At 71.8% G+C, this 19,079-nt stretch carries 15 protein-coding genes and 2 pseudogenes; 12 read left to right on the top strand and 5 right to left on the bottom strand.

Features of this window, described 5'->3' with window-relative positions:
• The first annotated feature begins 5 nt into the window (after positions 1–5).
• The 7 genes and pseudogenes from ACFPZI_RS13620 (at position 6) to cobC (ending at position 7,869) form a co-directional block, all read left to right on the top strand.
• Complete coding sequence (locus ACFPZI_RS13620) at positions 6–1,541, top strand: cobyric acid synthase (RefSeq protein ID WP_381362956.1); 1,536 nt, start codon at positions 6–8, stop codon at positions 1,539–1,541.
• Positions 1,538–1,717 (top strand): annotated as a pseudogene (locus ACFPZI_RS13615) (hypothetical protein); the annotation flags it as partial. The gene ACFPZI_RS13620 and the pseudogene ACFPZI_RS13615, both read left to right, overlap by 4 nt.
• 250 nt (positions 1,718–1,967) lie before the next feature.
• Positions 1,968–3,971 carry a putative cobaltochelatase gene (locus ACFPZI_RS13610; protein ID WP_381362766.1) on the top strand — a complete coding sequence of 668 codons (2,004 nt, stop codon included), beginning with the start codon at positions 1,968–1,970 and terminating at the stop codon, positions 3,969–3,971.
• On the top strand, positions 3,971–4,570 hold the full coding sequence (gene cobO, locus ACFPZI_RS13605; RefSeq protein WP_381362765.1) for a cob(I)yrinic acid a,c-diamide adenosyltransferase: 600 nt from the start codon (positions 3,971–3,973) through the stop codon (positions 4,568–4,570). The genes ACFPZI_RS13610 and cobO overlap by 1 nt, the downstream gene beginning before the upstream one ends.
• Positions 4,567–6,039, top strand: coding sequence for a cobyrinate a,c-diamide synthase (locus ACFPZI_RS13600; RefSeq protein ID WP_381362954.1), 1,473 nt, complete (start codon positions 4,567–4,569; stop codon positions 6,037–6,039). Before cobO ends, ACFPZI_RS13600 begins: the two co-directional genes overlap by 4 nt.
• Before the next feature lie 5 nt (positions 6,040–6,044).
• A pseudogene (locus ACFPZI_RS13595) lies at positions 6,045–6,746 on the top strand (cobalamin biosynthesis protein); the annotation flags it as partial.
• Positions 6,747–6,801: 55 nt separating this feature from the next.
• On the top strand, positions 6,802–7,869 hold the full coding sequence (gene cobC / locus ACFPZI_RS13590; protein ID WP_381362762.1) for an Rv2231c family pyridoxal phosphate-dependent protein CobC: 1,068 nt from the start codon (positions 6,802–6,804) through the stop codon (positions 7,867–7,869).
• A 414-nt stretch (positions 7,870–8,283) separates the two neighbouring features.
• Here cobC and ACFPZI_RS13585 read toward each other — a convergent pair whose 3' ends face one another.
• The 5 genes from ACFPZI_RS13585 to ACFPZI_RS13565 all read right to left on the bottom strand — a co-directional run bounded on the left by ACFPZI_RS13585 (position 8,284) and on the right by ACFPZI_RS13565 (position 13,307).
• Positions 8,284–9,297, bottom strand: coding sequence for an SCO1860 family LAETG-anchored protein (locus ACFPZI_RS13585; protein ID WP_381362760.1), 1,014 nt, complete (start codon positions 9,295–9,297; stop codon positions 8,284–8,286).
• 236 nt (positions 9,298–9,533) lie between these two features.
• Positions 9,534–10,625, bottom strand: coding sequence for an amidohydrolase family protein (locus ACFPZI_RS13580; RefSeq protein WP_381362757.1), 1,092 nt, complete (start codon positions 10,623–10,625; stop codon positions 9,534–9,536).
• Between the two features lie 132 nt (positions 10,626–10,757).
• On the bottom strand, positions 10,758–11,618 hold the full coding sequence (locus tag ACFPZI_RS13575; RefSeq protein ID WP_381362754.1) for an amino acid ABC transporter ATP-binding protein: 861 nt from the start codon (positions 11,616–11,618) through the stop codon (positions 10,758–10,760).
• The gene (locus tag ACFPZI_RS13570; protein ID WP_381362752.1) at positions 11,615–12,448 is read right to left on the bottom strand and encodes an amino acid ABC transporter permease; all 834 of its coding nucleotides are present in this window, start codon (positions 12,446–12,448) and stop codon (positions 11,615–11,617) included. Before ACFPZI_RS13570 ends, ACFPZI_RS13575 begins: the two co-directional genes overlap by 4 nt.
• A gap of 4 nt (positions 12,449–12,452) precedes the next feature.
• On the bottom strand, positions 12,453–13,307 hold the full coding sequence (locus ACFPZI_RS13565; RefSeq protein ID WP_381362749.1) for a transporter substrate-binding domain-containing protein: 855 nt from the start codon (positions 13,305–13,307) through the stop codon (positions 12,453–12,455).
• 253 nt (positions 13,308–13,560) lie between these two features.
• On the opposite strand from ACFPZI_RS13565, the gene ACFPZI_RS13560 reads away from it, so the two are divergent.
• The 5 genes from ACFPZI_RS13560 (at position 13,561) to thpD (ending at position 18,944) form a co-directional block, all read left to right on the top strand.
• Positions 13,561–14,676 carry a pyridoxal-phosphate-dependent aminotransferase family protein gene (locus tag ACFPZI_RS13560; protein WP_381362747.1) on the top strand — a complete coding sequence of 372 codons (1,116 nt, stop codon included), beginning with the start codon at positions 13,561–13,563 and terminating at the stop codon, positions 14,674–14,676.
• A gap of 917 nt (positions 14,677–15,593) precedes the next feature.
• The gene (gene ectA, locus ACFPZI_RS13555) at positions 15,594–16,100 is read left to right on the top strand and encodes a diaminobutyrate acetyltransferase (RefSeq protein WP_381362744.1); all 507 of its coding nucleotides are present in this window, start codon (positions 15,594–15,596) and stop codon (positions 16,098–16,100) included.
• A gap of 95 nt (positions 16,101–16,195) precedes the next feature.
• Positions 16,196–17,467, top strand: coding sequence for a diaminobutyrate--2-oxoglutarate transaminase (gene ectB / locus ACFPZI_RS13550; RefSeq protein WP_381362742.1), 1,272 nt, complete (start codon positions 16,196–16,198; stop codon positions 17,465–17,467).
• A gap of 160 nt (positions 17,468–17,627) precedes the next feature.
• The gene (locus tag ACFPZI_RS13545; RefSeq protein ID WP_381210126.1) at positions 17,628–18,026 is read left to right on the top strand and encodes an ectoine synthase; all 399 of its coding nucleotides are present in this window, start codon (positions 17,628–17,630) and stop codon (positions 18,024–18,026) included.
• A 6-nt stretch (positions 18,027–18,032) separates the two neighbouring features.
• Positions 18,033–18,944, top strand: coding sequence for an ectoine hydroxylase (gene thpD / locus ACFPZI_RS13540; protein ID WP_381362739.1), 912 nt, complete (start codon positions 18,033–18,035; stop codon positions 18,942–18,944).
• Positions 18,945–19,079: the final 135 nt, after the last annotated feature.

The following is a 19,079-nucleotide window of genomic DNA, read 5'->3' as shown; positions in this document are numbered from 1 at the left end:
GCGGTATGACGGGCGGCGGCCTGCTGGTCGCCGGTACGACGTCGGACGCCGGCAAGAGTGTGGTGACCGCCGGGATCTGCCGGTGGCTGGTGCGGCAGGGCGTCAAGGTCGCGCCGTTCAAGGCGCAGAACATGTCGCTGAACTCGTTCGTGACGCGGGAGGGCGCCGAGATCGGGCGGGCGCAGGCCATGCAGGCCCAGGCCTGCCGGGTCGAGCCGACCGCGCTGATGAACCCGGTGCTGCTCAAGCCGGGCGGAGAGCGGAGCAGCCAGGTCGTGCTGCTGGGCGAGCCGGTCGGTGAGCTGAGCGCGCGCGGCTACCACGGTGGGCGGCAACAGCAGCTCCTGGGCACGGTGTTGGACTCGCTCGCACAGTTGCGGGCCACGTACGACGTGGTGATCTGCGAAGGGGCCGGCAGCCCGGCCGAGATCAATCTGCGGCGCACCGACATCGTCAACATGGGGATCGCCAGGAACGCCTCGCTCCCCGTCCTCGTCGTCGGCGACATCGACCGCGGCGGGGTCTTCGCCTCCTTCTTCGGCACCGTCGCGCTGCTGTCACGCGAGGACCAGGAGTTGGTCGCCGGCTTCCTGGTGAACAAGTTCCGGGGCGATGTGTCGCTGCTGGAGCCGGGCCTGGACATGCTGCACGGTCTGACCGGGCGGCACACCTACGGCGTGCTGCCCTTCCGGCACGGGCTCGGCATCGACGAGGAGGACGGACTGGCGGTGTCCCTGCGGGGTGCCGTGCGGGAGTCCGCGGTCGCCGCGCCGGTCGGTGAGGACGTGCTGCGGGTCGCCGTGTGCGCGGTGCCGCTGATGTCCAACTTCACGGACGTGGACGCGCTGGCCGCGGAACCGGGCGTCGTGGTCCGTTTCGTGGACCGGCCCGAGGAACTGGCCGACGCCGACCTCGTGGTGGTGCCGGGCACGCGCGGCACCGTACGGGCGCTCCAGTGGCTGCGGGAGCGCGGGCTCGCGGACGCCCTGAAGCGGCGGACCGCCGAGGGGCGGCCCGTGCTCGGGATCTGCGGGGGCTTCCAGATCCTCGGCGAGCACATCGAGGACGACGTGGAGAGCCGCGCCGGCCGGGTCGACGGGCTCGGGGTCCTGCCCGTACGGGTGCGGTTCGCACGGGAGAAGACGCTCGAGCGGGCCGTCGGGGAGGCCCTCGGGGAGTCCGTCGAGGGCTACGAGATCCATCACGGGGTCGCCGACGTGCGGGGAGGGACGGCGTTCATCTCCGATGACAGTGGACACAGCCTGGACGGCTGCCGGGTCGGGCAGACCTGGGGCACGCACTGGCACGGTTCGCTGGAGTCGGACGGCTTCCGCCGGGCCTTCCTGCGCGAGGTGGCCGCCGCCGCGGGACGCCGTTTCGTACCGGCCCCCGACACCTCGTTCGCCGCGCTGCGCGAGGAGCAGCTCGACCGGCTCGGCGATCTGATCGAACAGCACGCGGACACGGACGCGTTGTGGCGGCTCATCGAGTCCGGTGCCCCGCAGGGACTGCCGTTCGTTCCACCGGGAGCGCCCGCATGAGCGCTGTGTTGTTGTCGACCGTCGACACCGATCTGCCGGCGGCCCGCGCCTCCACCGGCGTCTCCTACCGGATCGGCAGCCCGACCCGCGTGAACCTGGCGGCGGAACTGCCCGCGCTGCTGGACGGCGTGGAACTCGCCGTCGTACGGCTGCCGGGCGGCAAGCGTGCCTGGGAGGCGGAGCCGGACCAGAAGACCCTGGACCGGTTCCAGGCAACCTACCTCGAACATGAGGGCGACCCGGAGGAAGACCAGTGCTGTCCCTCGGAACCCCCGCATCGACGGGGGCAACCTGGCCCTGCCCCCACGCCGTCGGCGCAACTCAGGACCACCCCCGCGTCGGCGGGGAGCAGGCTTTGATCCTGCCGCTCTTGTGTTCCGCGCTCGCACCCATCCCCCAGGATTCACCCGAAGGAGTGTTCCGCGCATGAGTACGCCCTACCCTTTCACTGCGATTGTCGGCCAGGACGACCTGCGTCTCGCCCTGCTTCTCAACGCGGTGAGCCCAGCAGTGGGCGGAGTCCTGGTACGAGGCGAGAAGGGCACCGCGAAGAGCACCGCCGTACGTGCCCTCTCGGCACTGCTGCCGACGGTGGACGTGGTGTCCGGATGCCGTTTCTCCTGCGCCCCGGCCGCACCCGCCCCGGAGTGCCCTGACGGTCCTCATGAAGTGGGCGCCGGGGTGGACCGGCCGGCGCGGATGGTCGAACTGCCCGTCGGCGCCTCCGAGGACCGGCTGGTGGGTGCGCTCGACATCGAGCGGGCGCTCTCCGAGGGCGTCAAAGCTTTTGAGCCGGGCCTGCTCGCCGACGCGCATCGCGGGATCCTCTACGTCGACGAGGTCAATCTTCTGCATGACCACCTCGTGGACCTCCTGCTTGACGCCGCGGCCATGGGCGCCTCGTACGTCGAGCGCGAGGGTGTCTCCGTGCGTCACGCTGCGCGGTTCCTGCTGGTCGGGACCATGAACCCCGAGGAAGGCGAGCTGCGACCCCAGTTGTTGGACCGTTTCGGGCTCACCGTGGAGGTGTCCGCCTCGCGGGAACCGGACCAGCGGGTCGAGGTGGTCCGGCGGCGGCTCGCGTACGACGACGAACCGGCCGCCTTCGCAGCCCGGTGGGCCGACGAGGAGGCCGCGCTGCGGCAACACATCGTCTCCTCCCGGGGGTTGCTGCCGTCGGTGCGGCTCGGGGACGCGGCGCTGCGGCAGATCGCCGCGACCTGCGCGGCTTTCGAGGTGGACGGCATGCGCGCAGACATCGTGATGGCGCGCACCGCGACCGCGTTGGCCGCGTGGGCGGGGCGGACCGATGTGCTCGCCGAGGATGTGCGACAGGCCGCGCTCCTGGCCCTGCCGCACCGCAGACGTCGTTCACCTTTCGACGCGCCCGGCCTGGACGAGGACAAACTCGACGAAACGCTGGAGGAGTTCGGCGACCGGGGCGAGGGCGACGACGATCCCGACCCGGGACCGGGCGGTGGCCCGGGCGGGCAGCCGGCACCCGGGGACGGCCCTCAGGGGGGTGACACCTCCGCGCGGCCCGAGGTCGGCGAGGGCGGGGAACCGCAGGCGGGGCCCGGTGCCGGGGAGCAGTCCGCCGTACGGGCCGCCGAGCCTTTCCGTACGAAGGCGCTGAGTGTCCCCGGCATCGGTGAGGGTGCCGCCGGGCGGCGGTCGCGGGCGCGGACCGAGCGCGGGCGGACCACTGGGGCGCGCCGGCCTCGGGGTGCGCTGACCAGGCTGCATCTGGCTGCCACGGTGCAGGCTGCGGCGCCGTATCAGCGGGCCCGGGGGCGCAGCGGCCCGGGGCTGGTGGTCCGGCGGGACGATCTCAGGCAAGCGGTGCGGGAGGGCCACGAATCCAATCTCGTGCTGTTCGTGGTCGACGCCTCCGGGTCGATGGCCGCGCGGCAGCGGATGAGCGCCGTGAAGGGTGCCGTGTTGTCACTGCTGCTCGACGCCTACCAGCGGCGGGACAAGGTGGGGCTGGTGACCTTCCGCGGGACGGCCGCCGAGGTGGCGCTGCCGCCGACCTCGTCCGTGGACGCGGCGGCGGCCCGGCTGGAGTCGCTGCCGACCGGCGGGCGTACGCCGCTCGCGGCAGGGCTGCTCAAGGCGCACGACGTGTTGCGCGTGGAGCGGCTGCGGGATCCGGCGCGGCGGCCGCTGGTCGTGGTGGTGACCGACGGGCGGGCCACCGGTGGCCCGCAGCCGGTCGCCCTCGCCGGGCGGGCGGCGCGGCTGCTGGCCGCCGAGGGGACGGCCTGCGTGGTGGTGGACTGCGAGGCGGGGCCGGTGCGCCTGGGTCTGGCGGGGCAGCTCGCGGGCGAGCTGGGCGGTACGGCGGTGACGCTGGACGCGTTGCGGGCGGACTCTATCGCCGGGCTGGTCAGGGATGTGCAGGGTGCCGGAACAAGGAGGGCGGCGTAATGCCGAAGGGACAGCCGAGTGTCGTACCGCAGGACGGGCTGACGACGCGTCAGCGACGCAACCGGCCGCTGGTCGTCGTGCACACGGGCGTCGGGAAGGGCAAGTCGACGGCCGCCTTCGGGCTGGCGCTGCGGGCCTGGAACCAGGGCTGGCCGGTCGGGGTGTTCCAGTTCGTCAAGTCGGCGAAGTGGAAGGTCGGCGAGGAGAACGCGCTGCGGGTGCTCGGCGCCTCCGGCGAGGGAGGCAGCGTCGACTGGCACAAGATGGGCGAGGGGTGGTCCTGGGTGCAGCGGGACGCCCAGCTGGACAACGAGGAGAAGGCCCGGGAGGGCTGGGAGCAGGTCAAGCGGGACCTGGCCGCCGAGACGTACCGGCTGTACGTGCTGGACGAGTTCGCGTACCCGATGCACTGGGGCTGGGTCGACACCGACGAGGTCGTGTCGGTGCTGCGCGAGCGGCCCGGGACCCAGCACGTCGTGATCACGGGGCGGAACGCTCCGGAGAAGCTCGTGGACTTCGCCGACCTCGTGACCGACATGTCCAAGGTCAAACACCCGATGGACGCGGGGCAGAAGGGGCAGAGGGGCATCGAGTGGTGAGGGCGTCGGCGCCGTCGGCGGCGCAGACGTCTTCGGCGCCGCCCCGGCTGGTCATCGCCGCGCCCTCGTCGGGCAGCGGCAAGACGACCGTCGCCACGGGGCTGATGGCCGCGCTCGCCGCGCGGGGGCTCGCCGTGTCCCCGCACAAGGTCGGGCCGGACTACATCGATCCCGGGTACCACTCGCTGGCCACCGGGCGCGTGGGGCGCAACCTGGACGCGTACCTGTGCGGGCCCGACCTGATCGGTCCGCTGTTCCTGCACGGGGCGCGCGGGTGTGACATCGCGGTCGTCGAAGGCGTGATGGGGCTGTACGACGGGGCCGCGGGGCAGGAGGAGCTGGCGTCCACGGCCCAGGTGGCGAAGCTGCTGCGGGCGCCGGTGGTGCTGGTCGTGGACGCGTCGTCGCAGTCCCGGTCGGTGGCGGCGCTGGTGCACGGGTTCGTGACGTGGGATCCGGAGGTGCGGATCGGGGGCGTGATCCTCAACAAGGTCGCGTCGGACCGGCACGAGGCTTTGCTGCGGGAGGCGTTGGAGTCGTCGGGGGTGCCGGTGCTCGGTGTGGTGCGGCGGGCTCCGCAGGTCGACACACCGTCGCGGCATCTGGGGTTGGTGCCGGTCGCCGAGCGGCGGGACAGTGCGGTGGAGGCGGTTGCGGCGATGGCCGCGCAGGTGGCCACCGGGTGTGATCTGGAGGCATTGGTCGGACTGGCGCGCAGTGCGGGTGCGTTGACCTGTGCGGGTTGGGACGCGGCTGAGGTTCTGAGTTCTTCGCCCCCGCCGCCCCTTCCCGTCCCGACCCCGGGGGCTGCCGCACCCGGACCCCCGCTTCGGCCTGAACGGCCTCGTCCTCAATCGCCGGACGGGCTGGTAGTGGTCGCCGTTGCCGGTGGGGCCGCGTTCTCGTTCTCCTATGCGGAGCATGCCGAGCTGCTTGCTGCTGCCGGGGCCGAGGTCGTCGTCTTCGACCCTTTGCGGGACGAGGAGTTGCCCGAGGGGACGCGGGGAGTGGTCGTCGGGGGCGGGTTTCCCGAGATGTACGCCACCGAACTGTCGGCCAACGAGCCGCTGCGGAAGGCCGTCGCCGAACTGGCTCTGAGCGGTGCTCCGGTGGCCGCCGAGTGTGCGGGACTGCTGTATCTGTGCCGGGAGCTGGACAGTCTGCCCATGTGCGGGGTGCTGGACGCCACCGCGCGGATGACCGAGCGGCTCACCCTCGGTTACCGGGACGCGGTGGCCGTGTCGGACAGCGTGCTGGCCGGGGCCGGGACGCGGATGCGGGCTCACGAGTTCCACCGCACCGTCGTCGAGCCCGGCGCGGGGGACGCACCCGCGTGGGGTGTGCGGACACCGGCACCGCGCGTCGAAGGCTTCGTGCGGCGCGGTGTGCACGCCAGCTATCTGCACACGCACTGGGCGGCCGAGCCCGGTGTGGCCCACCGGTTCGTGGAGCGGTGCCGGACCTCATGAGCGGCGGCGGGACGAGCGGCCGCGCGTGCGAGGCCGCCGAGGTGGTGGGCGCCGAGGTGCTGGGCGCCGTGCCGGTGGTGACCCCGGCGACCGGTCCACGGATGCTGGGCCTGCCGGCGGAGGGCGACGTGGCCGCCGTGTCGCGCGCCCTGCTGGACGGTGAAGCGGTGGCGCTGCGTGCCGACGTGACCTGGCCGCTGCCGCCGGTGCCGGTCGCCGACGAGGGGGCGTACACGATCCGCCTCACGGACCGTCTGGTCGAGCCGCGCGCGGGGGAGGCCGTCCTCCGGCCGCCGTCCCTCGTCGTCGGGGTCGGTGCCTCGAAGGGTGTCCCGGTCGACGAGTTGCTCGCCCTGATCGGGGCGGCCCTGCACGACGCCGGGCTGTCCGCCGCGTCACTCGCCCACCTGGCCACCGGGGACGCGAAGGCCGAGGAGCCCGGCATCGTGGAGGCGGCCCGGCGGCTGGGTGTGCCCCTGGTGGTCCACGGCGCCGGGGAGCTGGCGCGCGTCGAGGTGCCCCACCCGTCCGACGCGGCGCTGGCCGCCGTCGGCACCCCGTCGGTCGCGGAGGCCGCCGCACTGGTGGGCGGGGGCGAACTCCTCGTGCCCAAGCGCACGTCGGAGCGTGCGGACGGGCAGCCCGCGAAGGCGACCTGTGCCGTCGTACGGCGGCCGGCGACGCCGGTGGGTGTCGTACCGAACGCCTCACGGCCGGACGACGACGGACACGGCCGGCACACGCACACGCACACGCACTCCCATGCGAGCTGAACCGGAGGGCAGCATGCACGACCTGCGACACCACGGGGACGCCGAGGTCCGCGACGACGGCTCCGCGCTGGTCGACCTCGCCGTGAACGTCCGCTCGGGCACTCCCCCGGCGTGGCTGCGCGAGCACATCGCCGGATCGATGGCCGGCCTCGCCGCCTACCCGGACGGGCGTGCGGCGCGGGCCGCGGTGGCGGCGCGGCACGGGCTGCCGGTGGAGCGGGTGCTGCTGACGGCGGGGGCGGCGGAGGCGTTCGTGCTGTTGGCGCGGGCGCTGAAGGTGCGCCGGCCGGTGGTGGTGCATCCGCAGTTCACCGAGCCGGAGGCGGCGCTGCGGGACGCGGGACACACGGTCGACCGGGTGCTGCTGCGGGAGGAGGACGGTTTCCGGCTGGACCCCGACGCGGTTCCCGAGGCCGCGGACCTGGTGGTGATCGGCAACCCGACGAATCCGACGTCCGTACTGCACCCGGCCGCCGACATCGCCCGGCTCGCCCGGTCGGGGCGGACCCTGGTCGTGGACGAGGCCTTCCTGGACGCGGTGCCGGGCGAGCGGGAGGCACTGGCCGGACGGACGGACGTACCGGGGCTGGTGGTCCTGCGCAGCCTCACCAAGACGTGGGGCCTGGCGGGGCTGCGCATCGGGTACGTCCTGGCCGGGTCGGAGACGATCGAACTGCTGACGCGGGCCCAGCCCTTGTGGCCGGTGTCCACGCCCGCGCTGGCGGCGGCGGAGGCATGCGTCGGACCCAGGGCCCTGGCGGAGGCCGCCGAGGCGGCCCGCCGCGTCGCCACGGACCGCTCCCGCCTCCTCACCGGTCTCGGGGAGTTCGCCGACCGCGGGGTACGGGCCGTGGAAGGCGCCGAGGGCCCCTTCGTCCTCCTCCGGCTCCCGCACGCGGCGGCCGTACGGGAGCGCCTGCGCGCACGCGGTTTCGCGGTACGGCGCGGGGACACCTTCCCGGGCCTCGACCAGCGCTGGCTGCGCGTCGCGGTGCGCGACCGTGGGACGACGGACGCGTTCCTGGAGGCGCTGGGCCGGGCCCTGGACGGGGGCTGAGCCGAGCCGCACACGGCAACGGCCCGCCCCTCACCCACCGTCGAAGGGTGAGGGGCGGAGGCGAAGCACCGGACGGGGCCTCCGCGTCCGTCCGTTCCGGGCATCGCCGGAACGCGCCACCACGCCTGCCGGCCCTGCCCGCCGGCAGGTCGACACGAGAACGCCGGCCCTCGGGGCAGTCCGCCGTTCGGACGTGCGGCGCGAGAACCCGGACCACCGACGACGACGGGCCCGGCGGTGGGAGCACCGGACCCGTGAGGCCATGGCCTCACGGGCCTCTGCTGCGGCGCCCCGTGCGGGAACAGCAAGGGGGCCGCGCGGCATCGGGGCCGGCGGTGGGAACGCCGGACCCGGGTCGCCGATGTCGTCGTCGTGGCCGCCGATGTCAGGTGCGGCGGCCACGACGCGCCGGTGTCAGGTGCGGCGCCCCCTGCGGGACAGCAGGACCGCCGCGCCGCCCGCCGCGAGGAGGGCGAGGGCGCCGCCCGCGACGTACGGAGTCGCCGAATCGCCACCCGTCTCGGCCAGGTCCGCCCGGGCCGGTGCCGCCTGTTCGGCCCGTGCGCCCTGGGGCTTGACGTCGGCATCACTCTCGCTGTCGGCCGGGGATGCGCCCGCGTCGGCCCGCTCCTCCTCCTGCCGCTGCTCCTGCTCCGGCTCCGGCTCCTGCTGCTCGCCGGGAGCGGCGGGTGCGGGGGCCGCGTCGGCGCCCGGGGCCTCGCACGTGGCCTCGGCGAGGGTGACGGTGCCGTTGACCTCGGCGACGTTCAGCCTCAGCGGGTTGACGGACACCTTGAGCTGCAGTGCGGTGGCGGCGGCCGTACGGGAGGTGGTCTCCGTCTTCGACAGGTCCAGGCGGACCTCGCCGACGCCCGGCACCTTGACCTCTGTGGGGCCGGAGGCGGTCAGTTTGACGCGCTTGCCGAGCACCGTCACCGTGCCGGGCAGGGTGGCCGAGGCGAGCGGGGTGCGGCCGGTCTCGCAGACGGCCTTGGAGGTGACCGTCTCGAGCTCGATGAGCGACAGCAGGGGAAGTCCGGGCAGATGGACCCGGGCCTTGGCGAGGGTGGTGGAGGACTCGGCCCTGTTCCCCTCGACCGTCGCCTTCGCGTCGGCCACCTCCGCGCGCAGCACGCTGAAGGGCTTGCCCTTGTCGACGCCCTCCAGGTCCGCGGTGAGGGCGGTCCTGCGCGCGCTCTGCGGCGCGTGGACCTCGTTGAGGGAGACGGTGAGCGGGACGTTCACGGTCTTGTCGAGCAGGGCGACGTCGAGCCCGGTGCGCAGGACGGCCGCGCTCGCGCTGCCGTGTTCCCCGGTGGCCTGCGCCGTGCCCGCTCCGGCCAGCGCCGCGGGACCTGCGGCAAGGACGGTGGCCGTGGCGACGACGACCCAACGGCGTGCGGGCATAAGAAAGTTGGTGCTGTTCAAGGTGGTGGGACCCCCATGAGACGTGGGTGGGACCCGGAAAGAATGACCGCGCCCGGAGGTGGACGTCAGCAATCCGACGACACTTCACTCCTTCGTGGCGAGTCCGCCGATGCATTCGATTCCTGGGGGCCCCAGGGGCACGACCGTTCCCCTCCGTCGCCCGAGTGCCACACGGTGGGTGGGTTTCGGCCACCGAACCGTGTCGTGCGGGCCGTGGCACCCGAGCCGTGGCGTCCCTACGCGACCACGCGCCCGTTCAGTACCACCTGGCGCGGATCCGCCAGCACCCGTACGTCGGCGCGCGGGTCCGAGGCGTAGACGACGAGGTCGGCCGGGGCGCCCTCGTCCAGGCCGGGGCGTCCGAGCCAGGCGCGGGCCGCCCAGGTGCCGGCCGCGAGGGCGTCGACGGGCGGGATGCCGGCGGTGACGAGTTCGGCGACCTCAGCCGCCGCGAGGCCGTGCGGGAGGGTGCCTCCGGCGTCCGTACCGACGAAGACGGGGATGCCGGCGTCGTAGGCGGAGCGCACGGTGTCGTAGCGGCGCTCGTGGAGCCGGCGCAGGTGGGCCGACCAGCGCGGGAACTTGGACTCGCCGCCGTCGGCGAGGTCCGGGAAGGTGGCGATGTTGACGAGGGTCGGGACGATCGCCACGCCTCGTTCGGCGAACAGCGGGATGGTGTCGTCGGTCAGGCCCGTCGCGTGCTCGACGCAGTCGATGCCGGCCTCGACCAGGTCCCGCAGGGAGTCCTCGGCGAAGCAGTGCGCGGTGACGCGGGCGCCCAGCCGGTGCGCCTCGGCGATCGCCGCCTCGACGGCGCCGCGCGGCCAGCAGGCCGACAGGTCGCCGAGGTCACGGTCGATCCAGTCGCCGACGAGCTTCACCCAGCCGTCGCCGCGCCGGGCCTCCTGGGCCACGTACGCGACGAGGTCGTCCGGTTCGACCTCCCAGGCGTAGCCGCGGATGTAGCGACGGGTGCGGGCGATGTGCCGGCCGGCCCGGACGATCTTCGGGAGATCGTCACGGGCGTCGGTCCAGCGGGTGTCGGACGGCGAGCCGGCGTCCCGCAGCAGCAGGGCGCCGGCGTCGCGGTCGGTGAGCGCCTGCTTCTCGGCGACGTCGTCGGGGACCGCTCCGTGCCGGTCGAGGCCCACATGGCAGTGGGCGTCGACCAGTCCGGGCAGCACCCAGCCCTCGGCGGTCGTCACGTCGCGGGCGCCGGCGGGGCGGTCGTAGGAGATCCGGCCGTCGACGACCCACAGCTCGTCGCGTACCTCGTCGGGCCCGACGAGGATCCGCCCCTTCACGTGCAGCACCGCGCGTTCGCTCATGCACGGCACCCTAGGGCCTGCCGCCCGGACCGTGCCGGGCCCCCGGGACCCGGCACCTCCGCCGGCTCCGGGGGCCCGGCACGGTCCGGGCGGAGGACCCGGTGAGCCGGCGCCCGCCGCACCCGCTGTCCGCTAGCCGGACTTGCCCACCTGGTCCGAGGTCTCCTCCTCCACCTCCGCCATGGCGGGGTCGAGGAGCCGGGAGAGGAAGTGCCGGGTGCGTTCGTGCCGCGGGGCGCCGATGACCTGCTCGGGGCTGCCGTCCTCGACGATCACCCCGCCGTCCATGAAGACGACCCGGTCGGCGACCTCGCGGGCGAAGGTCATCTCGTGGGTGACGACCATCATCGTCATGCCCTCGTCGGCCAGCATCCGCATCACCGCCAGCACGTCGCCGACCAGCTCGGGGTCGAGCGCCGAGGTCGGCTCGTCGAACAGCATCACCTCGGGGCCCATGGCCAGCGCGCGGGCGATGGCGACGCGCTGCTGCTGGCCGCCGGAGAGGGAGGACGGGTAGGCGCCCGCCTTCTCCGCGAGACCGACCCGCTCCAGGTTCGCGGCGGCGGTCCGGGCGGCCTCCGCCTTGCCCCGCTTCAGTACCCTGCGCTGCGGCAGGGTGAGGTTCTCGGTGACGGTGAGGTGCGGGAACAGGTTGAACTGCTGGAAGACCATGCCGATCCGGCGGCGGGCCGCGTCGATGTCGACGTCCAAGTCGGTGAGTTCCGTACCGCCGACGTACACCTGGCCCTTGGTGGGCTCCTCGAGCAGGTTCACGCACCGGAGGAGGGTCGACTTGCCCGAGCCGGACGGCCCGATCACGCAGACGACCTCGCCCCGGCGGATCTCCAGGTCGATGCCGCGCAGCACCTCGTTGCTGCCGAACGACTTGTGCAGCCCGCTGACCCGGATCTCCGGATTCCCGGGCCGGCTCTCCGGCTGCTGCTCCGGCCGGTTGCGCGGCTGTTCGCCCGGCTGCTTGTCCGGTCGGCTCATTTGACGGCCTCCTGGGCCTTGGCCTCCATACGGCGTACGACGAAGCCGAGCGGAATGGTGATCAGCAGGTAGCACAGGCCGGCGACCAGGATCGGGGTGGAGTTGGCGGTCTGGCTGGCCAGGTCGCGGCCGTACTTGGACAGTTCGCGCTCCTCCAGGGTGACGCCGAGGAACAGCACCAGCGAGGAGTCCTTGAAGAGCAGGATGAGTTCGTTGGTGAGCGGCGGCAGGATGATCCGGAAGGCCTGCGGGATGATGATCGAGACCATGGCCCGCGCGGGCGAGAAGCCCAGTGAACGGGCCGCCTCCATCTGCCCCTTGGGCACCGCCTGGATGCCCGCGCGGATCGTCTCGGCCATGTAGGCGGCGGCCACCAGGCCGAGCGCGAGGGCGACCTTCCCGTAGGTGCCGCCGATGATCTCCGTGCCGGGGAAGGCGAGCGGCACGGCCACGCCGATGAAGATGAAGATCAGCAGGGCGGGCAGGCCACGGAAGATCTCGATGTAGATGCCCGCCAGCCAGCGGTACGGGCCGACCGACGACAGCCGCATCAGCGCGATGACCAGGCCGAGGGCGAGCCCGACGACGAAGCCGGTCACCGTGTAGAGCACGGTGTTCTTCAGCGCCAGGGTGATGATGTCCGGGAACATCCGCTCGGCGATGTCGAGCTGAGCGAACTGGTTCTTCAGCCTGCCCCAGTCCGCCGAGGCCGCGAAGGCGGCCACGGCGGCGACGAAGACGACGTACTGGGCGCCGCGCGACAGACGGCGCTTCCGGCTCCGGGTCAGGCCCTTCTTCCTCAGCTCCGGTGGCACCTTCGTGTCGGCCATCGGATCAGGCGGCGGACGGTGAGGCGGCGGACGCGTCGTACGGGCCGATCCACTGCTCGTACAGCTTCTTGTACGTGCCGTCGGCCTTGGCGTCCGAGAGCGCCTTGTCGATGGCCTTCTGCAGCGCCGTGTTGCCCTTCTTCACCGTGAAGCCGTACTGCTCGCCGGTGTCGAGGTTGTCGACGACCTCGAAGGCGTTGGCGGTGGCCTTGTCCTTCAGCCAGCCCTGCACCACCGGGAAGTCGATGACGACGGCCTTGACCTGGCCGGTGCGCAGGCCGTTGAGGACGGCGTCGGAGGACTCGAAGGAGACCGGGTCGAAGCCCTCCTTCGTGACGTAGTCCTCGCCGGTGGTCTGTGCCTGGGCGCCGAGCTTGAGGCCCTTCGACTTCACGTCGGCCAGCGAGGTCACGCCGGCCTTCTTGTCGACGAGGACGGCCTGGGTGGCGTTGAAGTACGGGTCCGAGAAGTCGACGTTCTTCTTCCGCTCCTCGGTGATGGTCATACCGGCCGCGGCCAGGTCGCACTCGCCGGAGTTGAGGAAGGCTCCGGTCTTGAAGTTCTCGAACGGCGTGTCGAGGATTGCCTGCTTCACACCGAGATCGGCGGCGACCAGGTCGATCAGGGCCACGTCGAAGCCTTGCACCTTGCCGTCGATCTCCGACTGGAAGGGCGGGTACGGGAGGTGGGTGCAGGTGGTGAGCTGCCCCGCCTTGGCGAGTTCGACGCCGCCGGCCGCGGTCTTGGAGGCACCGCCCTTCCCGTCGTCGCTGGAGGTGCAGGCGGACAGGAGCACCAGCCCGGCCGTCGCGGTGGTGGCGGCCAGAACGCGGGTCCTGCGGCCGAGGAGCGTCTTCACTGAGGCCTCCTGGTAGGAAACAAATGAGGTTCCGATTATAAGGAGAAGTTTGGGTTCCTCAAACCAAACCGATGGCTGTGGCGCCGTCCGACCTAAGAACCGCGCGTCGGACCGGGTTTGCCGAGGGCGGCCGGACCGGGGTCACCGGCGGCCGGACCGGGTTCGCCGGGGCCGGATACGCTCGACTCCGTCGAAACCGCGCCCGTGCCCGTGCCCCGTGGCGCCGTAGAGCCGTGATCTGGAGAGCAACGCTGTGAGCACCGCCGTGAGCACCCATCCCTTCCTCGGTCTGGCCCCGCTGAGCGCCGCGCACTTCGCCTCGATCGAGGACCGCGTGGCGCGACTGCTGTGCACCACGCAGGACGTCGTGATCATGCAGGGTGAGGCGCTGCTTCCGCTGGAGGGCGCGATCCGCGCGACCGCCGGCCCCGGCACGACCGCGCTGAACGTCGTCACGGGCCCGTACGGGCAGACCTTCGGCGACTGGCTGCGGGACTGTGGCGCCACAGTGATCGATCTGGCGGTGCCGTTCCACACCTCGGTGACGGCCGGGCAGGTCCGCGAGGCCTTCGCCGCACACCCGGAGATCGACTTCGTCTCCCTGGTGCACGCGGAGGCTGCCACCGGCAACACCAACCCGGTCGCGGAGATCGGCGAGGCCGTGCGGGCGCACGGGGCACTGTTCTCTCTCGACGCGGTGGCGTCGATCGGAGCGGAGCCGGTGCTGCCGGACGCGTGGGGCGTGGACCTGTGCGTGATCGGGGCGCAGAAGGCGATGGGCGGCCCGGCCGGCGTGTCGGCGGTGTCGGTGAGCGAGCGGGCGTGGGCCCGGATGGCGGCGAACCCGCGGGCACCCCGAAGCTCGTACCTGTCCCTGCTGGACTGGAAGCAGCGCTGGATCGACGGGGGCCGCACGGCGCTGCCGCACGCGCCGGCGCAGCTGGAGATGCTGGCGCTGGAGGCGTGCGTGGAGCGCATCGAGGCGGTGGGCCTGGAGGCGGTGACGGCCCGGCACGCGGCGGCCGCGGCGGCGACCCGGGCGGGTGCGCTCGCGCTGGGCGGCGGCCTGGAGCCGTACGTCCACGACGCGGCGGACGCGGCCCCGGTCGCCACGACCCTGCGGGTTCCGTCGGGCACGGTGGCCGCGGAGCTGGTGGCCCGCGCCCTGGCCGTGGACCCGGCGCTGCCACTGGCGGCGGGGGGCGGGGTACTGGCGAAGGAGATGATCCGCGTCAACCACTACGGTCCCGACGCCACCCGGGGCGTGGTCCGGGCGAGCCTGACGGCCCTGGGCACGGCGCTGGCGGAACAGGGGCTGCCGGTGGACGTGCAGGAGTCCCTGCGAGCGGCCGACAACGGCTGGCATTGACTTCCGCTCCCCGCCCTGAAGGAGCGGGGATTCCTGCCACGGTCGGCTGACCGTCTCGGTGGGTTCCGGTTTCTTTGCGCTGCGCCGGGACGAGTCCCGGTCCTGCCCGCGCTCCGCAGGCTGATACCGCCGGCCCGCCGGCCCGGCGGGCCGGGCGACGTTGACCGCCGCGTTGATGTCCCGATCGAGGACGGGCCCCGCACGCCCCGCATTCCCACCCGCGGATGTGCAGGGATCTGGGGCCCTCCTTGCCGTCGCCCCGAGCGGATCCGCCGTGGGTCCCGCGCGGGGGATCGACGAGGCGCTCGAAATCCGGCGCGGGGAGGCCGAGCGTGAGCGGAACTGCGCGCAGAGCGGAAGCCACGGAGCGGGAGCCGGACGACGTCGGGCAGATCGCGGACGGGCCGCTCCCGGGCCGAGGCCGGACTGCGCCGGGCGCTCGTGCATCCGACCGGGGCGCGCTCGGCCGTAACAGTCAGCGCCGGGCATGTTCCGGAGCGCATTGATGCGACACCGCAGTATGACGATGGTGCGACCGACCGGAACACGAGGACCCCAGCACAAATTCATTGGATTATCGGAAACCGTTCACGGGTATTCTCGACCGCCATTTTCACGCTTATTTCAATATTACCTTCCAGGGCAGCTTCCCGTGTTCTTCTGCCCCCTGCCCTCGACCTTAAACGCATCGATTTTCCGCAAACAAGAACCGGGCATCCCGGACATCATCGCGGACGTTATGGACTTGTGATCAGCCCCACAAGCTGCCTGATTCACGCCTTAAATCCCGCTGAAACAGGGGCATTCCACCAGGCTCCAGCTTGCGGCTTCACGCTCGCGCGATAACATGGACGAGCCACTCAGGTAACCCCGCCAGCCGATGCAATTTCGAATTTACCTAGGTAAGTTCAATTCACATGACTGCCGCACAAGCAGACCCTCAAATCGACCGCCCCGCCCTGGCGGACGGAGCCGCGCTGTGGCGGATAGCAAGGGACTCAAAAACCCTCGACCTGAACTCGTCGTACAGCTATCTCCTGTGGTGCCGGGACTTCGCCGCCACATCCGCCGTCGCACGTGACGCCGGCGGGGAGCCGATCGGCTTCGTCACCGGCTACGTACGGCCGGACAGCCCGCACACCCTGCTTGTCTGGCAGGTCGCGGTGGACGAGACGCACCGCGGCCGTGGCCTGGCCGCCGCTCTGCTCGACGGTCTGGTCGCACGGACCACAGCGGAACACGGAGTGACCACCGTGGAGACCACCATCACACCCGGGAACACCGCGTCCGAGCGCCTGTTCACCGCGTTCGCCGAGCGCCACGGGGCCCGGCTGGAGCGCGAGGTGCTGTTCGAGGCGGAGCACTTCCCCGACGGACCGCACGACCCCGAGGTCCTGTACCGCATCGGTCCCCTCTCCCCCTGACCACGACCACCGGCCCCACGCACACGGACCCGTGCGTCACTCCGAACGACCCCAGACTCCCTCTGACCTCCCACGCCACCGAGGAGCGATTCGTCGTGACCATCACCCAGCCCGATCTGAGCGTCTTCGAGACTCTTGAGTCCGAGGTGCGCAGCTACTGCCGTGGCTGGCCCACCGTGTTCGACCGCGCGCACGGCAGCCGCATGTACGACGAGGACGGCCATGAGTACCTCGACTTCTTCGCCGGAGCCGGCTCACTCAACTACGGCCACAACAACCCCGTACTGAAACGGGCGCTGATCGACTACCTGGAGCGGGACGGCGTCACGCACGGGCTCGACATGTCGACCACGGCCAAACGCGCGTTCCTGGAGTCCTTCCAGAACTGGATCCTGCGTCCGCGCGACCTGCCGTACAAGGTCATGTTCCCGGGCCCGACCGGCACCAACGCCGTGGAGTCGGCGCTGAAGCTGGCCCGGAAGGTGAAGGGCCGCGAGGCGATCGTCTCGTTCACCAACGCCTTCCACGGCATGTCACTGGGCTCGCTCGCCGTGACCGGCAACGCCTTCAAACGCGCCGGGGCGGGCATCCCGCTGGTGCACGGCACGCCGATGCCGTTCGACAACTACTTCGACGGCAAGATCCCCGACTTCCTGTGGTTCGAGCGGCTCCTGGAGGACCAGGGCTCCGGCCTCAACAAGCCCGCCGCCGTGATCGTCGAGACGGTGCAGGGCGAGGGCGGCATCAATGTCGCCCGGCCCGAGTGGCTGCGCGCCCTGGCCGAGCTGTGCGAACGCCAGGACATGCTGCTGATCGTCGACGACATCCAGATGGGCTGCGGCCGTACCGGCGCCTTCTTCTCCTTCGAGGAGGCCGGCATCACGCCCGACATCGTCACCGTGTCCAAGTCGATCAGCGGCTACGGACTGCCGATGTCACTGTGCCTGTTCAAGCCCGAACTGGACGTCTGGGAACCGGGCGAGCACAACGGCACCTTCCGCGGCAACAACCCGGCCTTCGTCACGGCGACCGCCGCCCTGGAGGCGTACTGGGCCGACGGGTCGGCGATGGAGAAGCAGACCCGTGCGCGCGGCGAGCAGGTCGAGCAGGCGATGGCCGCCATCGCCGAGGAAAACCGCGCAGCCGTGAAGGAATACCGCGGTCGCGGGCTCGTGTGGGGCATGGAGTTCCACGACAAGGCGCGGGCCGGGCGCATCGCCGCACGCGCCTTCGCGCTCGGGCTGCTGATCGAGACGTCCGGCCCGGAGGGCGAGGTCGTCAAACTTCTTCCGGCCCTGACCATCACCCCGGAGGAGCTGGACGAGGGGCTGACCACGCTGGCCCGCGCCGTCCGCGAGACCGCCTGAACCGTCCGGACCACCGGAATACTCCGGTCCGTCCGGGCCACCCGAACAGGGTGGACCCCCTGAACCGTCTGCTGAACCGTCCGGGTCCCGGGCCTCGGCCCAGGACCCGGACGGCCCGCAGGCACCACCAGCACCACCACCGAGGAGGCATCGCAGCACCGTGATTGTCCGTTCCTTCAAGGAGATCGAAGGTACCGACCGGCACGTGAAGTCCGCGTCCGGTACCTGGGAGAGCAAGCGCATCGTCCTCGCCAAGGAGAACGTCGGCTTCTCCGTGCACGAGACCATCCTGTACGCCGGTACGGAGACATCGATGTGGTACGCGAACCACATCGAGGCCGTCGTCTGCGTGGAAGGAGAGGCAGAACTCACCGACCACGACTCCGGGCTGACACACACGATCACGCCCGGGACGATGTACCTCCTCGACGGGCACGAGAAGCACACGCTGCGGGTGAAGAAGGACTTCCGCTGCATCTGCGTCTTCAACCCGCCCGTGACCGGACGGGAGGACCACGACGAGAACGGCGTCTACCCCCTGCTCACCGAGGAGGTGTGAGGTTCCATGACCACCGCTACCGTCAGCACCCAGACTCACGTCCCCGACCTCTATCCCACCCGAGGCAACGCCGAGGTGCTCACCCCGCGGCAGGACCCGGTCGTCTGGGGTGCCCCCGACGCACCCGGCCCGATCGCCCCGGCCGACCTGGGGTCGTTCGAACGTGACGGTTTCCTCGCCATCGATCAGCTGATCACCGACGACGAGGCCGCCGTCTACCGGGACGAACTGAACCGGCTGGTCTCCGACCCGGCGATCCGGGCCGACGACCGGTCGATCGTCGAGCCGCAGTCCAAGGAGATCCGGTCGGTCTTCGAGGTCCACCGGATCAGCGAGGTGTTCGCGCGGCTGGTGCGTGACGAGCGCGTCGTCGGCCGGGCCCGGCAGATCCTCGGTTCCGACGTGTACGTCCACCAGTCGCGGATCAACGTCAAGCCGGGCTTCGGGGCCAGTGGCTTCTACTGGCACTCGGACTTCGAGACCTGGCACGCCGAGGACGGTCTGCCGCGGATGCGGGCGGTGTCGGTGTCGATCGCGCTCACCGAGAACTTCGACACCAACGGCGGGCTCATGATCATGCCGGGGTCGCACAAGACGTTCCTCGGGTGTACGGGGGCCACGCCGAAGGACAACTACAAGAAGTCGCTGCAGATGCAGGACGCGGGTACGCCCTCCGACGAGGGGCTGACCTCGCTGGCGTCCGAGTACGGCATCAAGCTGTTCACCGGCAGGGCCGGCTCGGCGACCTGGTTCGACTGCAACTGCATGCACGGCTCCGGGGACAACATCACGCCGTTCCCGCGCAGCAACGTGTTCATCGTGTTCAACAGCGTCGACAACACGGCCGTGGAGCCGTTCGCGGCGCCGATCCGGCGGCCCGACTACATCGGGGCGCGGGACTTCACTCCGGTGAGGTGAGCATGTCGGCGTGAACGCGCCGACGTGGCCATGACTGTGGGCCGGGCCTCCTCGTGTGGGACGGGGGGCACCGGCCCGCTGCCGTGCCCGTCCGTGCCCACCCGGGCGGGCACGGACGGCACGAGTGGGCACAAG

The organism is Streptomyces chlorus (assembly GCF_042655885.1).
Classification (GTDB): Bacteria; Actinomycetota; Actinomycetes; order Streptomycetales; family Streptomycetaceae; genus Streptomyces; species Streptomyces chlorus.
This window is presented reverse-complemented; position numbering and strand designations above follow the sequence as displayed.

Bases quoted from the DNA above. Each gene is read 5' to 3' on its own strand.
- ectA (WP_381362744.1), top strand. From the start codon at position 15,594: ATGACTGCCGCACAAGCAGACCCTCAAATCGACCGCCCCGCCCTGGCG.
- ACFPZI_RS13620 (WP_381362956.1), top strand. From the start codon at position 6: ATGACGGGCGGCGGCCTGCTGGTCGCCGGTACGACGTCGGACGCCGGC.
- ACFPZI_RS13575 (WP_381362754.1), bottom strand. From the start codon at position 11,618: ATGAGCCGACCGGACAAGCAGCCGGGCGAACAGCCGCGCAACCGGCCG.
- ACFPZI_RS13570 (WP_381362752.1), bottom strand. From the start codon at position 12,448: ATGGCCGACACGAAGGTGCCACCGGAGCTGAGGAAGAAGGGCCTGACC.
- cobC (WP_381362762.1), top strand. From the start codon at position 6,802: ATGCGAGCTGAACCGGAGGGCAGCATGCACGACCTGCGACACCACGGG.
- cobO (WP_381362765.1), top strand. From the start codon at position 3,971: ATGCCGAAGGGACAGCCGAGTGTCGTACCGCAGGACGGGCTGACGACG.
- thpD (WP_381362739.1), top strand. From the start codon at position 18,033: ATGACCACCGCTACCGTCAGCACCCAGACTCACGTCCCCGACCTCTAT.
- ACFPZI_RS13610 (WP_381362766.1), top strand. From the start codon at position 1,968: ATGAGTACGCCCTACCCTTTCACTGCGATTGTCGGCCAGGACGACCTG.
- ACFPZI_RS13580 (WP_381362757.1), bottom strand. From the start codon at position 10,625: ATGAGCGAACGCGCGGTGCTGCACGTGAAGGGGCGGATCCTCGTCGGG.